We start from the raw sequence: 15,094 nt of genomic DNA on the forward strand, positions 1-15,094 counted from the left end.
TGCGCGCCACTCTCGCCCGGCGTCGTAAAGAAACAGCAAATTACCACAACCTGGCGTTCCGGTCGGGTACGCAATGTTGCGGATAGGGTAAAGAGGACCTTCTCCGAAAGCGGTAAATCGCAGGCAACAAAAAACCCGCCGGAACGGCGGGTTTGACAGGCGGAAACGCGTACCGCAATCAGGCCGGTACGACGATCCCCTGCAGCGTGGTGAGTTCGGCGAGATAGGTCTCGATGCCGAACTTCTGGTCGTCCGACTTGGCATGGTTCAGCTCGGCACGGGCGGCTTCGATGCGACGAACGATGTCCTCGCTCTTGAAGTCGTCGACATGCACGGCCGATTCGGCCAGCAGCGTGCAGCCGGTCGGGACGATGTCGGCGAAACCGCCGAAGACCACGTAGCGGTCCTTCTTGCCGTCCGCGAACTTCACGGTGACGATACCCGGCTTGATCGTCGTCATGGTCGGCGCGTGGTTGGCCATGACGGTCATCTCGCCCTCGGTCGCCGGGATGACGACTTCGCTGACGCTGCCGGAAACCAGCAGGCGCTCGGGGGAAACGAGTTCAAAGTTGAATTCTGTTGCCATGACCATCTTAGCGAATAGCGAATAGCGAATAGCGAATAGAATTCGTATTCGAAGTTCGCGTTTTCCCTATTCGCTACTCCCTATTTCCTATTCGCTGTTAAGCCGCTTCGGCAGCCAGCTTCTTGGCCTTCTCGACGGCTTCTTCCATGGAGCCGACCATGTAGAAGGCAGCTTCCGGCAGGTGGTCGTACTCGCCGTTGACGAGACCCTTGAAGCCCTTGATCGTGTCTTCGAGCGCGACGAGCTTGCCCGGCGAACCGGTGAAGACTTCGGCGACGAAGAACGGCTGGGACAGGAAGCGCTCGATCTTGCGGGCGCGGGCAACGGCCAGCTTGTCGTCTTCCGACAGTTCGTCCATGCCGAGGATGGCGATGATGTCCTGGAGAGCCTTGTAGCGCTGCAGGGTCGTCTGGACCTTGCGGGCGACTTCGTAGTGCTCTTCGCCGACAACCATCGGGTCGAGCATGCGCGAGGTCGAGTCGAGCGGGTCCACGGCCGGGTAGATGCCCTTTTCGGCGATCGAACGGGACAGAACCGTCGTTGCGTCGAGGTGGGCGAACGAGGTTGCCGGCGCCGGGTCGGTCAAGTCGTCGGCGGGAACGTAGATGGCCTGGACCGAGGTGATCGAGCCCTTGGTCGTGGTGGTGATGCGTTCCTGCATCTGGCCCATGTCGGTCGCGAGCGTCGGCTGATAGCCCACGGCCGACGGGATGCGGCCGAGCAGAGCCGACACTTCGGAACCGGCCTGCGTGAAGCGGAAGATGTTGTCGACGAAGAACAGAACGTCCTGACCCTTGTCGCGGAAGTCTTCAGCGATCGTCAGACCGGTCAGAGCGACGCGCGCGCGTGCGCCCGGCGGCTCGTTCATCTGGCCGTAGACGAGGGCGGCCTTGGAGCCTTCGCCGCCGCCGTGCTTGTTCACGCCCGATTCGATCATTTCGTGATAGAGGTCGTTGCCTTCGCGGGTGCGTTCACCGACGCCCGCGAACACCGAGTAACCACCGTGCGCCTTGGCGACGTTGTTGATCAGTTCCATGATGAGAACGGTCTTGCCGACGCCTGCACCGCCGAAGAGGCCGATCTTGCCGCCCTTTGCGTAGGGAGCCAGCAGGTCGACGACCTTGATGCCGGTGACGAGGATCTGCGCTTCCGTGGACTGCTCGACATAGGCCGGAGCGTCCTGGTGGATGGCGCGCTTCGCCTTGGTGACGAGCGGGCCGGCTTCGTCGACGGGCTCGCCGATGACGTTCATGATGCGGCCGAGCGTCTCGTCGCCGACCGGAACGGAGATCGGGGCGCCGGTGTCGGTCACGGGCTGGCCGCGGACGAGACCTTCGGTCGAGTCCATGGCGATCGTGCGAACCGTGTTTTCGCCGAGATGCTGGGCGACTTCGAGAACGAGGCGGTTGCCGTTGTTGTCGGTTTCCAGCGCGTTCAGGATGAGCGGCAGGTCGCCGTCGAAGGCGACGTCAACGACGGCGCCGATAACCTGGGTAACGCGACCGGTCGCGCCGGCTGCGACCGGAGCCGCCGCCTTGGTTGCAGCAGCAGTCTTCGCTGCCGGCCTGCGCGCTGCCGGCTTCTTTTCCACTGCGGCGGTTTCCTTCGGGGTAGCTGCCTTAGCCATGTCTCTTACCCTCTTTGTCCTGGTCCTTAGAGCGCTTCAGCGCCCGAGATGATTTCGATGAGTTCCTTGGTGATCTGAGCCTGGCGCTGACGGTTGTAGTTGAGCGTCAGCTTGTTGATCATCTCACCAGCATTGCGGGTCGCGTTGTCCATGGCGCTCATCTTGGCGCCCATTTCGCCGGCGACGTTCTCGAGCAGGGCCCGGAAGATCTGGACGGAAATGTTGCGCGGGATGAGGTCCCCGAGGATCGCGCCAGCATCCGGCTCGTAGTCGTAGATCGCGGTGGCGCCCGTCGTCTCGGCAGCGACCGCCGGAGCGGAGGCCGGGATGAGCTGGAGCGCGGTCGGAATCTGCGCGATGACCGACTTGAACTCGGAATAGAACAGCGTGCAGACGTCGAATTCGCCTTGCTCGAACAGGCCGATGACCTTGTGGCCGATCTGGTCTGCATTGGCAAAGCCGATGCGCTTGACTTCGCGCAGGTCGACGCGGTCGATGATCAGCGACGCGAATTCGCGGCGCAGGATATCGAAACCCTTCTTGCCCACGCAGATGATCTTGACCGTCTTGCCGCTCGCCAGAAGCTTGCGGGTGTGGTCACGCGCAAGGCGCGCGATCTGCGAGTTGAAGCCGCCGCACAGGCCGCGTTCGGCCGTGCAGACGACGAGCAGGTGAACCTGGTCCTTGCCCGTGCCGGTCATCAGACGCGGCGCCGAATCGTCCTGGCCGACGGCCTGGGCGATGTTGGCGAGAACGGCGCTCATGCGCTGCGAATAGGGCCGGGCGGCCTCGGCCGCTTCCTGGGCGCGCCGAAGCTTTGCCGCGGCGACCATCTTCATCGCCTTGGTGATCTTCTGCGTCGCCTTGACGGAGGCGATCCGGTTTTTCAGATCCTTAAGTGAAGGCATCCGTTTTCCGTCCTGTAACACGATCCGGGAGAGGTCTCCTCAGCGGATCATGCGTCAATCAAAGTTCCCGGGCTGCCTGCGCGCCGGGGGCGCGCAGGGCTCGAACCGTTAGGTCTCAGCCGAAGCTCTTGGCGAAGGCGTCGAGGGCGGCCTTGAGCTTGCCCTTGGTGTCGTCGCTGATCGCCTTTTCGGTGCGGATCGTGTCGAGGATCGCCTTGCCTTCGGAGCGCATGTAGCCGAGCAGGCCCTGCTCGAACTTGCCGACCTGGGCGACCGGCAGCTTGTCGAGATAGCCGTTGACGCCGGCGAAGATCACGACGACCTGCTCTTCCGTCTTCAGCGGCGAGAACTGCGGCTGCTTCAGGAGTTCGGTCAGGCGTGCACCACGGTTCAGGAGGCGCTGCGTTGCGGCATCGAGGTCCGAGCCGAACTGGGCGAAGGCGGCCATTTCGCGATACTGGGCGAGTTCACCCTTGATCGAGCCGGCGACCTGCTTCATCGCCTTGATCTGGGCGGAGGAGCCCACGCGGGAAACCGACAGACCGACGTTCACGGCCGGGCGGATACCCTGGTAGAACAGGTCCGTTTCAAGGAAGATCTGGCCGTCGGTGATCGAGATCACGTTGGTCGGGATGAACGCCGAAACGTCGTTGCCCTGGGTTTCGATGACCGGCAGAGCCGTCAGCGAGCCAGCGCCCATCTCGTCGTTGAGCTTTGCAGCACGTTCCAGCAGGCGCGAATGCAGGTAGAAGACGTCGCCCGGATAGGCTTCGCGGCCCGGCGGGCGGCGCAGCAGCAGCGACATCTGGCGGTAGGAAACGGCCTGCTTGGACAGGTCGTCGTAGCCGATGAGGGCGTGCTTGCCGTTGTCGCGGAAATATTCGCCCATCGCGCAGCCGGCGAACGGTGCGAGATACTGCATCGGCGCCGGGTCGGAGGCGGTTGCAGCGACGATGATCGAGTACTGGAGCGCGCCGCGCTCTTCGAGCACCTTAACGAACTGGGCGACGGTCGAGCGCTTCTGGCCGATGGCGACGTAGACGCAGTACAGCTTGTCGCCGTCCGGGCCGTTGTCGTGGATCGCCTTCTGGTTCAGGATCGTGTCCAGGATGATGGCCGTCTTGCCGGTCTGGCGGTCGCCGATGACCAGCTCGCGCTGGCCGCGACCGACCGGGATGAGGGCGTCGATGGCCTTGAGGCCGGTCGACATCGGCTCATGCACCGACTTGCGCGGGATGATGCCCGGAGCCTTGACGTCAACGCGGGCGCGCTGCTTGGCATTGATCGGGCCCTTGCCGTCGATCGGGTTGCCGAGCGCGTCGACGACGCGGCCGAGCAGTTCCGGACCGACCGGCACGTCCACGATGGCGCCGGTGCGCTTGACGGTGTCGCCTTCCTTGATGTCACGGTCGGAACCGAAGATAACGACACCGACATTGTCGCTTTCCAGGTTCAGCGCCATGCCGCGGATGCCGCCGGGGAACTCCACCATTTCACCAGCCTGGACATTGTCGAGGCCGTAAACGCGGGCGATGCCGTCACCGACGGAGAGCACCTGGCCGACTTCCGAGACTTCCGCCTCTTTGCCGAAATTTTTGATCTGATCTTTGAGAATTGCGGAAATTTCCGCGGCGCGGATATCCATCAGCCGACCTCTTTCAGTGCAAGCTTAAGGGTAGAGAGTTTGGTGCGAAGGGAGGTGTCGATCTGGCGGGACCCGACCTTGACGATCAGACCACCGAGAATGGACGGGTCGACGGTGACGGCAATCGCCACGTCTTTGCCGGTGACGCCTTTCAGCGCCGCCTTCAATTCTGTTTCCTGCGCTGCGGTCAGCGCATGGGCCGAGGTGACGTCGGCCGTGATTTCGCCGCGGGCGCGGGCCGCGATGACGCGGTATGCCTTGATCATGCCGGGAACGGCGAAGAGGCGGCGATTTGACGCAACCACCTTGAGGAAGTTTGCCACGAGACCCGTGATGCCGGCCCTTGCGGCAACGGCGGCAATGGCCTTGGTCTGATCTTCGGCGGAGAAGACGGGGCTGAGGATCAGCCGCTTCAGGTCGTCGCTTTCATCGATCAGTGCCTGGAAACGGGCAAGATCGGCACCGACACTGTCAGCCGAACCGGCTTCCTGAGCGAGGTCGAAAAGCGAAGACGCGTATCTTTCTGCAACACCGGAAACAAGCTGGGATGTGTCTGCCACGGGCACAAGCTTCTCTTCTTTTCATTCAAGAGGCCGGGCAGTAGCGAAGCTACGGTCCTAACCACTTGAAATCGTTGCGGTAATCTTCAGTCCCTACAGGCTTTGGCGCCCGCTTTTTCTGAATTTCGCGGTTCGTCTAGCATACGAAACCGGGACTCGCAACACGCCGGACGCAGGAATGCGCCATAAGTCGGCCACAGTCGGGGCAAAAGTTGACTGCGCGCACTCTGTTCTGTTGCTTTTGGACGCCAGAGAGCGGTTTTTACGCTCAGAGGAAGCCGAAGGCGTAGCCGAGCGGCAGGGCGGCAAGCACCGCCTGCACGGCGAGCACGGCAAGGTTCTTGAGCGTGAAGGAACCGTCCGACATCAGCGACAGGATGCGGCCGAACGCGGCCAGCGCGAAACCGCCGCCGATGGCCATGTAGATCCAGCTCTGCGCCATCAGCAGCGCGACGATGGCGATCCCCGCATAAAAGCCGCCGGCCGAGCGGGCGAAGGCATATCCTTCCGAAGTGCCGTCCCGGACCAGGAGACCGGCGAGCTTCAAGGCCGTGCCCGGCGCAAAGAGGGCGAAGAGGCCGAAAAGCATGGTCACGATGGCGGCGCAGAACGCCAGGAACTCGCCCGTCTCGGTGGGGATGTAGAATTCCATCTCGGCGCCTCTCCTTGCCTGCCCGCCGCCCTCTATCGCACAGGCCCGCGACGGGCAGAAGCGCACCGGGAAAGTTCGCACAACTCTTTGTTAACCACGCACGTCAGAGGAAACTCTGCGGATCGATGTCGAGCTGCACCTGCAGCGAGGCCCGCTCCTTCGGCCCGTTGGCCAGCATGGCGCGCAGGAAGGCCTGCATGTCGCTGCCCCGCCGGCCGTGCACCAGGAGGCGGAAGCGGTGGCGGCCGCGGATCAGCGCCAGCGGCGCCTCCGCCGGGCCGAGGATGGAGATGCCGGAGACCTGCGGTGCTGCCTGCCGCAGCCCCCGCGCATGCGCCTCCGCCTCGCCGCGCGTATCGGCCGAGACGATGACCGAGGCGAGCCGGCCGAACGGCGGCAGCAGCGCCTTCTCCCGCTCGCCGATCTCGCGGTCGTAGAACGCCGTCGCATCGCCGGAGACGATGGCCTGCATGACGGGATGGGCCGGCTGGTAGGTCTGGATGAGGCCGTGGCTCTTCAGGCCCGAGCGCCCGGCACGCCCCGTCACCTGCGAAAGAAGCTGGAAGGTCCGCTCGGCCGCCCGCGGGTCGCCGTTGGAGAGCCCGAGATCCGCATCCACCACGCCGACCAGCGACATCAGCGGGAAATTGTGCCCCTTGGCGACGAGCTGCGTGCCGATGACGATATCCGCCTCGCCGCGGGCGATCGCCTCCAGCTCCAGCCTGAGCCGCTTCACGCCCATCAGGTCGGAGGAGAGCACGATGGTGCGCGCCTCGGGAAAATGCCGTTCCACCTCCTCTGCGATGCGCTCCACCCCCGGCCCGCAGGCGGCGAGGTGATCGAAGGTGCCGCATTCCGGGCAGGCCTCCGGCGTGCGCTCGGCATAACCGCAATGGTGGCATTGAATCTGCCCGCGAAAACGGTGCTCGACCAGCCAGCTCGAACATTGCGGGCACTGGAAGCGGTGGCCGCAGACGCGGCAGAGCGTCAACGGCGCATAACCGCGGCGGTTGAGGAAGAGCAGCGCCTGCTCACCCTTCTCGATGGTGCGCTGGATGCCGCGCAGCATGACCGGCGACAGGAAGCCGCCGCGCGCCGGCGGATGCCGCCGCATGTCGACGAGGTGCAGGTCCGGCAGCGCCGCATCGCCGTAACGCGTCGGCAGGTGCAGTTTGCGGTAGCGGCCGACATCGCTGTTGACCCGGCTTTCCACCGAAGGCGTCGCCGAGACCAGCACGGCCGGAAAGTCACCGATGCGCGCCCGGACCACCGCCATGTCGCGCGCATTGTAGAAGACGCGGTCCTCCTGCTTGTAGGCCGGGTCGTGCTCCTCGTCGACGATGATGAGGCCGAGATTTTCGAACGGCAGGAAGAGCGCCGAGCGCGCACCGGCCACGACCCGGACATCCCCCGTCGTCACCTGCCGCCAGACACGCTCGCGGGTGCGGGGGGCGAGATCGGAATGCCACTCCGCGGGCTTGGCGCCGAAACGATCCTGGAACCGCTCCAGGAAACTCGCCGTCAGCGCGATTTCCGGCAGGAGGATGAGCACCTGCCGCCCCCGCCGCAGCGTCTCGGCGATCGCCTCGAAATAGACCTCGGTCTTGCCCGAACCGGTGATGCCATCGATCAGCGAGACGGAGAATTCACCCTTCCGCACGCTCTCGACCAGTTCCGCGGCGCTCTCCGTCTGCGGCCCTTCGAGCCGCGGCGCGACATAGTCCGGATCGGGCGGCGCCACGACCGGCGGCGGCGGCAGGAAGACCGTCTCGAACGTGCCCTGCTTCACGAGCCCGTCGATGACGCTCGTCGAGGTGCCGGAGGCATGCGCAAGGCCGGACCGCGTCCAGGGAACACCGTCCTCGATCAGCTCCAGCACGCGCTCGCGCGCGCTCGTCAGCCGCTCCGGCCGGTGGCCGGTGAAGCGCAGCCCCTCGATCATCGGTTCGGGATCGAAGGCGGTGGGCGCGCGCAGCGCCATGCGGGCGACGAGGCCCGGCGGCGTCACCGTATAGGCGGAGACCCAGTCGAGGAAATCGCGCATCTCCTTGGAGAGCGGCGGGCAGTCGAACACCTTTTCGATCGGCCGCAGCTTCTTCGGATCGACCTTGCCGTCGTCGCCACCGTCCCAGACCACGCCCGGCACCAGCCGGGGCCGAGCGGCACCTGCACGATCGAGCCCGGCTCGACCGCCATGTCCTCCGGCACCGAATAGGAATAGGGCAAGGGCGTCGGCACCGGCACCATCACGGGCACCGTGCGCGGAAAAAGTTTCTCCCCGAAAAGGTCGGTCGAATCGCTGGTCATCAGGCGCGAAGATGCCCCCGCGGCGACGCGAAGAAAACCGCAAAGATCGCCGCCGGCCTGCTCATTCGTCGTCCCCGGCCATTTCGCCCGTCAGCCGCATGCCGTCGATCCAGGTCGCCCCGTCATTGCGCACGACCCGCTTCGCCCGGACGCCGCAGCGCGTCTCCACCTCCTGTGCCAGCCGCTCGGAATGGGTGACGATCCAGAGCTGGCTCGACTGCGCGGCCCGCGCGATCATGTCGGCAAGCGGTGCCAGCATGTCCGGATGGAGGCTTGCTTCCGGCTCGTTGAGCGCGATCAGCGGCGGCGTGCGATAGGAGAGAAGGGCCGCGCCGAGCGCCAGGAAGCGGATCTGCCCGTCCGAAAGCTCGCGCGGCTGGAAGACACGCTGGGGAAACTGCGGGAACACCAGTCCATAGGAGGCGAACTCCTCCGGCTCCGGCACGGAAAGCCGCGCCCCGCCGAACGCGTCCGCCACCGCCCGGTCGAGGTCGAGCGTATCTTCCCGCGTCCAGGTGAGCGTCGCGAAGACGGCGGCCATATTGGCTCCGTCCTGGTCGAGCAGCGGCGCGGTGACGGCAAGGCAGGGCTGGCGCAGGGCCGAATCGCGATCGGAGCGGAAGCCGTGGAAGAAGCGCCATTGCGAGACGGCGCGGCGGAAAGTGCCAATCTCCGGGTAATGCCCGGCATCGCCGAGCAGCGCGATGGCCGTCTCCGAGGTCAGCGCCTGTTCGGGATGCTCGACCATGCGGCCGGTCTCGTCGCGCACTAGGATGCCCGGCCCGGCGCGCTTCATCACCGTCACCGGCCGCCGCCCGGTCTCGATGGTCAGTTCCTCCACCTTGACCTGCGGCTCGAAGGCAAAGCCCGCGGCGGCCTTCGGCGGGCGCAACCCGGCCTCCACGCGGTAACGGAAGGTGATCGCCCGGTCCTCGTCGAGAAGCTCGGTCTCAAGGCGGATGCGCACGGGCTCGTTCGCCCGCCGCCTGCCCGTCCAGAGCGCCGAAGCCATGCCGCCTTCCGCCGCGATCTCATGGGCGAAGCTGCCGCGCACCGCGGCCTGCACCAGTTGCAGCGAGCGGTAGAGGTTCGATTTCCCCGCCCCATTTGCACCGACGAACAGGTTCACACGCCCGAGATCCATGCGGATCGAGCGCAGCGAACGATAGTTTTCGGCAGACATGGAACGCAAAAGCATGATGGTCCCGGAATGGAGGAAGACCCTCTCTATACCAGCCACCGTGTCTAGAGGAAGGCGGGCCGCTTTGCCCAGCCCCGACGCGAACGTTAGCAAAACCTTAAGCGGAAATCGCCCATGCTCCGGCAAACGCCAAAGGGCAGGACATGACCGATCTCCTCATCATCGCCGACCCGACACTGATGGCCGAGCGCCAGGGCTGGCTCGCCGCGCTGGCGGAGGAGCGGCGGCTTTCCGACAACACGCTGGAGGCTTATGAGCGCGACACCCGCCAGTTCCTCGCCTTCCTGACGCAGCACCTTGCGGCCCCCGCCCGTATCAAGGACATCGGCGACCTACGGCCGGCAGACCTGCGCGGCTTCCTCGCCGCCCGGCGCCGCGACGGCGCGGGTGCGCGCACGCTCGGCCGCGGCCTTGCGGGCCTGCGTTCGTTCCTGCGCCACCTGGAGCGCAAGGGCCTTGCCAATGCCGCCGGCGCTTCGGCGGTGCGCTCGCCGAAACAGCCGAAATCGCTGCCGAAGCCGCTCTCCGACCGGCAGGCGATCGCCGTCGTCGACGCCCATGAACAACTGGCCGAGGAACCGTGGATACGCCTGCGCAACGCCGCTGTCCTGACGCTCCTCTACGGCTGCGGCCTGCGCATTTCCGAGGCGCTGTCGCTGACGCCGGCCGATTTCGCCGGCACGCCGACCGCGCTGCGCATCACCGGCAAGGGCGACAAGACCCGCATCGTGCCGCTGATCGCCCCGGCCCTTGCCGGCGTCGAGGACTACATGAAGCTCTGCCCCTTCCCGCTGGCAGAGGACAAACCGCTCTTCCGCGGCGCGCGCGGCGGCCCCTTGCAACCGGCAATCATCCAGCGGGAGATGCAGAAGCTGCGCGGTGCCCTCGGCCTGCCGGACAGCGCGACGCCGCACGCGCTGCGCCATTCCTTCGCCACGCACCTGCTGGCCGGCGGCGGCGATCTGCGCACCATCCAGGAACTGCTCGGCCATGCCAGCCTTTCCACCACGCAGGTGTATACCGGTGTCGATTCCGCCCGGCTGCTCGAAATCTACGACCGCGCCCATCCGCGGGCATGAGGCCGCTTCGTCAAGGGCACAGGCCGTTAAGGGATTGTGAGGGGCAACCGGGCTAGAGCATGTCGCACACAAAAGTGCCCAGCGGTTTTGCGAGAACGACAGGCGTAAAATCAAGGCCCTGAAGCGCAGGGGGCGAATCCAGAGGATCGCGACGCGTTTCAGGGCCGCCGAAAAGACAGGGAGTTCGACCATGACAGTCCTTCTTCGCAGACAGCGCCAAGCACTTGCCGACCGGCTGGCCGATGCCGGCCTCTGGGGGCTGGCTGCCGTCCATGTGCTGGTCGCCCTCTCCTTCCTCTTCGTGCTTGCTGGCCTCTCGCCGGCCCGCGCGGAGGAGCCGCCGGTCTGCGGCGGCGTCAATCTGCTCGAAAAATTCGAAAAGGACGATCCGGCCGGCTATGCCAAACTGCGGGCCGAGGCCGATGGCGTGCCGAACGGCAAGGGCATCTTCTGGAAGATCGAGAAGGACGGCCAGCCCGCCTCCTGGCTGCTCGGCACCATGCATGTGACGGACCCGCGCGTGCTCGCCATGCCGGAGGCGGCACGTACCGCCTTTGCCGCGGCCGCCACGATCGTGGTCGAATCGGACGAGATCGCCGACGAGAAGAAGGCCGGCGCGGCGATGCTCGCCCGCCCCGACCTCACCATGTTCACCGACGGCAGGTCCATCACCGACTTCCTCGACAAGGAAGGCGCGGAGAAACTGGCGGAAGGCCTGAAGAGCCGCGGGCTCTCGCTCGCCGCGGTCGGCCGCATGAAACCGTGGATGATCGCGAGCTTCGTGGCGCTGCCGGCCTGCGAGATCGCCCGCAAGACGGCCGGCGCCGCCTTCCTCGACCAGCGCCTCGCCAAGGATGCGCTTGCCGAGGGCAAGACGCTGAAGGGTCTCGAAACGCTCGTCGAGCAGATTTCCGCCCTCGATTCCCTGCCGCTCGAACCGCAGGTCCAGGGCCTCGTCCAGACGCTGGAACTCGGCGACACGCTGAAGGACGTCATCGAGACGATGAGCCAGCTCTACCTTTCCGGCGATACCGGCATGATCATGCCGATGATGCGCGCCGCCGCGCCCGAGACGGACGCGGACATTCAGGCCTATGCCGATTTCGAGCAGCGCATCATCATCGACCGCAACCACACGATGGCGGAGCGCGCCGCGCCGATCCTCGCCGGCGGCAACGTCTTCATCGCCGTCGGCGCATTGCATCTTGCCGGCCCGGAAGGGGTGGTGGAGTTGCTGCGCAAGCAGGGTTTCAGCGTGACCGTTGTCCCCTGAGCCTCATGGCTCTTGCGTGCGTGAGATCCTGCGGCCGATGCCGGCCAGCATGGTGCGCACGATCAGCTTGTGGAACGGCATGACGGCTGCGAGATAGAGCCGGCCGAGCAGGTTGTTGCGGTGGACGAGCGTCATCACACTGAGCGTCTGGCCGCTCGGCCGGTCCTGCCGGACATCGATGACGATGCGGAAATTGAGATGCCTGTCGTCGAAGCCGAGCACCACCCGGTCGTCGCTCGCGCTGACCACCGGAAAACCGCCGATCTCCGTCTCCGACGCCGCGACCTTCTCAGCCGCCCCCTTCAGGCCGAAAGGCCGGACGAGCGCATTGCGCAGCGCCATGAGCCGGCGCACCCAGGCCGGCGGGTGTTCGAGCGCCAGCCGCGCCGCCTCCCGCGCCGTGAGGTTCTCGACGGGCAGGCCCAGCGTGAAGCGATCCGCCCAGTCGGCGGCAGGCAGAAGCGGATGTGGAAGCGAGACGGGTCTCGAAACGGGGGACATGAAGGCCATCCTTTAAGGCCTCCATGGTGCGCCTCTTCGCCGGGCGAAGACAGGCGGCCGGTTGTCGCAGCCGCCTGACCGGATCACATGTGGATCGGCTTGAAGAAGGTCGCGAGCGCGGCTTCCTTGACGGCTTCAGACATGGTCGGGTGCGCGTGGCAGGTGCGGCCGAGGTCTTCGGAGGAGCCGCCGAATTCCATCAGCACGGCCGCCTCGTGGATCATCTCGCCGGCGCCGAAGCCGACGATGTGCACGCCGAGCACGCGGTCCGTCTCCTTGTCCGCCAGCACCTTGACGAAGCCGTCCGTCGCCAGCATGGCGCGGGCGCGGCCGTTCGCGGTGAAGGGGAACTTGCCGGCCTTGTAGGCGATGCCTGCGGCTTTCAGCTCCTCTTCCGTCTTGCCGACGGAGGCGACTTCCGGCTGGGTGTAGACGACGCTCGGAATGACGTCATAGTTCACGTGGCCGGCCTGGCCCGCGAGGATCTCGGCAACGGCGACACCCTCGTCTTCCGCCTTGTGGGCGAGCATCGGGCCGCGCACCACGTCGCCGATGGCATAGATGCCGGCGACGTTCGTCTGGAAGTGGTTGTCGATCTCGACGCGGCCGCGATTGTCCAGCACGACGCCGGCTTCCTTGAGGCCGAGGCCTTCGGTATAGGGCTTGCGGCCGGTGGCGATCAGCACGACATCGGCTTCGACCGTCGTGGCCTCGCCGCCCTTGACGGGCTCGAAGGTCACCTTGGCGCCGGAACCCGCCTTTTCGACACCCGTCACCTTGGCGCCCAGCTTGAACTCCATGCCCTGCTTGACCAGCATGCGCTGGAACTGCTTGGAGACGTCGCCGTCCATGCCGCCGAGGATGGTGTCGAGATATTCGATCACGGTGACCTTGGCGCCGAGGCGGGCCCAGACGGAGCCGAGCTCAAGCCCGATGACGCCGCCGCCGACGACGATGAGGTGGCCCGGCACCTTGTCGAGCGCGATGCCGCCGGTGGAGGAGACGATGACCTTTTCGTCGATCTCGACCGGGACGCCCGGAATGCCGGCGACGTCGGAGCCCGTGGCGATGACGATATTCTTCGTCTCGAGGACCTGTTCCTCGCCCTTGTCGTTGGTGACGGAGACCTTGCCCGCGCCGAGCACCTTGCCGGTGCCCTGGATGCCGTCGATCTTGTTCTTCTTGAAGAGGAAGGCGACGCCGTCGACATTCGACTTCACCGTCGCATCCTTGTGCGCCATCATCTTGGCGAGGTTCAGCACCGGCGTGACACCCTCGATGCCGAGCGCGTCCAGGCCGTGGGCGGCGTGGCTGTAGGTCTCGGAGGCATGCAGCAGCGCCTTGGAGGGGATGCAGCCGACATTGAGGCAGGTGCCGCCATAGGTGGCGCGCTTTTCGACGACCGCGACCTTGAGGCCGAGCTGGGCCGCCTTGATGGCGCAAACATAGCCGCCGGGGCCGGAACCGATAACGATGAGATCATATGCCATGACAAGTCCTTCCTGCGCGGGGGCCTAGCGCCCGCCGCTGACGTTGAGGGCGGCACCCGTCACATAGGACGCCGCATCGGAGAGAAGATAGAGAATGGAATGGGCGACTTCATCGGCCGTTCCCGGCCGCTGCATCGGGATGAGCGACGCCATGTCGCGCGCCCGGTCCGGCAGGCCGCCGGAGGCGTGGATGTCGGTATCGATGATGCCGGGGCGCACGAGATTGACGCGCACGCCCTCCGCGGCGACCTCGCGCGCGAGGCCGACGGTGAAACTCTCGATGGCGCCCTTGCTGGCGGCATAGTCGACATATTGCCCGGCCGCGCCGAGGAGAGCCGCAACGGAGGAGATGTTGACGATGGAGCCGCCCTTGCCGCCGTGACGCGTCGACATGCGGCGGACGGCCTCCTGGGCGCAGCGGATCGAACCCATCACGTTGACGGCGAACATGCGCTCCAGCCGCTCGGCGGACATCTCGTCGACGCGCTGCGGCAGCGCGACGATGCCGGCATTGTTGACGAGCCCGTCGAGCCGGCCGAACGTGCCGTCGATGGCGGAGAAGATGGAGGCGAGGCCGAGTTCCGTCCCGACATCGCCCGCAACCGGGATCGCCGAGCCGCCGAGCGCCCTGATGTCGGCGACCACGGTCTCGGCCGCGTCGCGATTGGTGGCATAGTTCACCGCGACCTGCCAGCCGGCGGCGCCCGCCATGCGGCACACGCTGGCGCCGATGCCCCGGCTGCCGCCGGTGACGAGAAGAACGGGAGCTTCCGTCATGTCGCACATCCCTTCCGCCTGAAGACATCCCATAGCGCGACGCGCGCCTTGCCGTCGTCCCAAAGCTTCGAATAGCGCACCGACGGCCCGAAGCCGGACAGGAGCAGGGTCTCGGCCGCCGCCGCACCCTCCTCCGGCAGGAGGCCGGCATCGCCGGCGCCGTCGAGCGCGTAGATCACGCCTTCCCAGATGGTGCAGGCGGCGATCTCCTCGCCGGTCACGTCGCCTTCCGGACAATCGTGCATGACCATGCCATTGGAGCGGGCCGGCTCGCCCGGCATGACGACGCCGTCGAGCACCACGCCGCTCGCCAGGACCTTCAGCTTGAAATGATGGCTCGTCGCTGCCGCGTCGGAACCGACAGGCTCGAAGGTGAGCTCATAGCCCCCGTCGCGATCCGCATAGAGCGCGCGGTCCTGCCGGCACTCCGTCGCCGAGGCGGCGGTTGCGGCAAGAAATCCGGCAAGGACGAGGGCGCCGCGCATCGC

Annotated in this window: 13 protein-coding genes and 1 pseudogene; 2 read left to right on the top strand and 12 right to left on the bottom strand. The window is 66.1% G+C overall.

The window, feature by feature from the left end; translation table 11 throughout:
* Window positions 1–178: 178 nt before the first annotated feature.
* The 8 genes and pseudogenes from shn_RS18540 to shn_RS18575 form a co-directional block, all read right to left on the bottom strand.
* Entirely contained in the window at window positions 179–586 is a 408-nt protein-coding gene (locus tag shn_RS18540; protein ID WP_064331727.1) for a F0F1 ATP synthase subunit epsilon, read from the bottom strand.
* A gap of 97 nt (window positions 587–683) precedes the next feature.
* The gene (gene atpD / locus shn_RS18545) at window positions 684–2,213 is read right to left on the bottom strand and encodes a F0F1 ATP synthase subunit beta (RefSeq protein ID WP_084438154.1); all 1,530 of its coding nucleotides are present in this window, start codon (window positions 2,211–2,213) and stop codon (window positions 684–686) included.
* Window positions 2,214–2,239: 26 nt separating this feature from the next.
* On the bottom strand, window positions 2,240–3,121 hold the full coding sequence (locus tag shn_RS18550) for a F0F1 ATP synthase subunit gamma (RefSeq protein ID WP_064331729.1): 882 nt from the start codon (window positions 3,119–3,121) through the stop codon (window positions 2,240–2,242).
* 115 nt (window positions 3,122–3,236) lie between these two features.
* A complete protein-coding gene (atpA, locus tag shn_RS18555; protein WP_064331730.1) occupies window positions 3,237–4,766 on the bottom strand; it encodes a F0F1 ATP synthase subunit alpha in 1,530 nt (509 codons plus the stop codon).
* Window positions 4,766–5,332, bottom strand: coding sequence for a F0F1 ATP synthase subunit delta (locus shn_RS18560; RefSeq protein ID WP_084438156.1), 567 nt, complete (start codon window positions 5,330–5,332; stop codon window positions 4,766–4,768). The genes atpA and shn_RS18560 overlap by 1 nt, the downstream gene beginning before the upstream one ends.
* Before the next feature lie 262 nt (window positions 5,333–5,594).
* A complete protein-coding gene (locus shn_RS18565) occupies window positions 5,595–5,978 on the bottom strand; it encodes a hypothetical protein (RefSeq protein WP_064331732.1) in 384 nt (127 codons plus the stop codon).
* Window positions 5,979–6,081: 103 nt separating this feature from the next.
* Window positions 6,082–8,285 (bottom strand): annotated as a pseudogene (locus tag shn_RS18570) (primosomal protein N').
* A gap of 61 nt (window positions 8,286–8,346) precedes the next feature.
* Complete coding sequence (locus shn_RS18575) at window positions 8,347–9,483, bottom strand: AAA family ATPase (RefSeq protein WP_064331733.1); 1,137 nt, start codon at window positions 9,481–9,483, stop codon at window positions 8,347–8,349.
* A 146-nt stretch (window positions 9,484–9,629) separates the two neighbouring features.
* On the opposite strand from shn_RS18575, the gene shn_RS18580 reads away from it, so the two are divergent.
* Together shn_RS18580 and shn_RS18585 are read left to right on the top strand one after the other, a co-directional pair.
* Window positions 9,630–10,565, top strand: coding sequence for a tyrosine recombinase XerC (locus shn_RS18580; protein ID WP_064331734.1), 936 nt, complete (start codon window positions 9,630–9,632; stop codon window positions 10,563–10,565).
* A 190-nt stretch (window positions 10,566–10,755) separates the two neighbouring features.
* The gene (locus shn_RS18585) at window positions 10,756–11,838 is read left to right on the top strand and encodes a TraB/GumN family protein (RefSeq protein WP_064331735.1); all 1,083 of its coding nucleotides are present in this window, start codon (window positions 10,756–10,758) and stop codon (window positions 11,836–11,838) included.
* A 3-nt stretch (window positions 11,839–11,841) separates the two neighbouring features.
* Here shn_RS18585 and shn_RS18590 read toward each other — a convergent pair whose 3' ends face one another.
* From shn_RS18590 to shn_RS18605, 4 genes are all read right to left on the bottom strand, one after another.
* Window positions 11,842–12,339 carry a DUF2867 domain-containing protein gene (locus tag shn_RS18590; RefSeq protein WP_064332694.1) on the bottom strand — a complete coding sequence of 166 codons (498 nt, stop codon included), beginning with the start codon at window positions 12,337–12,339 and terminating at the stop codon, window positions 11,842–11,844.
* 83 nt (window positions 12,340–12,422) lie between these two features.
* Entirely contained in the window at window positions 12,423–13,829 is a 1,407-nt protein-coding gene (lpdA, locus tag shn_RS18595) for a dihydrolipoyl dehydrogenase (protein ID WP_064331736.1), read from the bottom strand.
* Window positions 13,830–13,853: 24 nt separating this feature from the next.
* Window positions 13,854–14,606, bottom strand: coding sequence for an SDR family oxidoreductase (locus shn_RS18600; protein ID WP_064331737.1), 753 nt, complete (start codon window positions 14,604–14,606; stop codon window positions 13,854–13,856).
* Window positions 14,603–15,091: a hypothetical protein gene (locus shn_RS18605; protein ID WP_064331738.1), complete on the bottom strand. Its 489-nt coding sequence runs from the start codon at window positions 15,089–15,091 to the stop codon at window positions 14,603–14,605. Before shn_RS18605 ends, shn_RS18600 begins: the two co-directional genes overlap by 4 nt.
* Window positions 15,092–15,094: the final 3 nt, after the last annotated feature.

It is taken from the genome of Shinella sp. HZN7, assembly GCF_001652565.1.
Taxonomy (GTDB): Bacteria; Pseudomonadota; Alphaproteobacteria; order Rhizobiales; family Rhizobiaceae; genus Shinella; species Shinella granuli.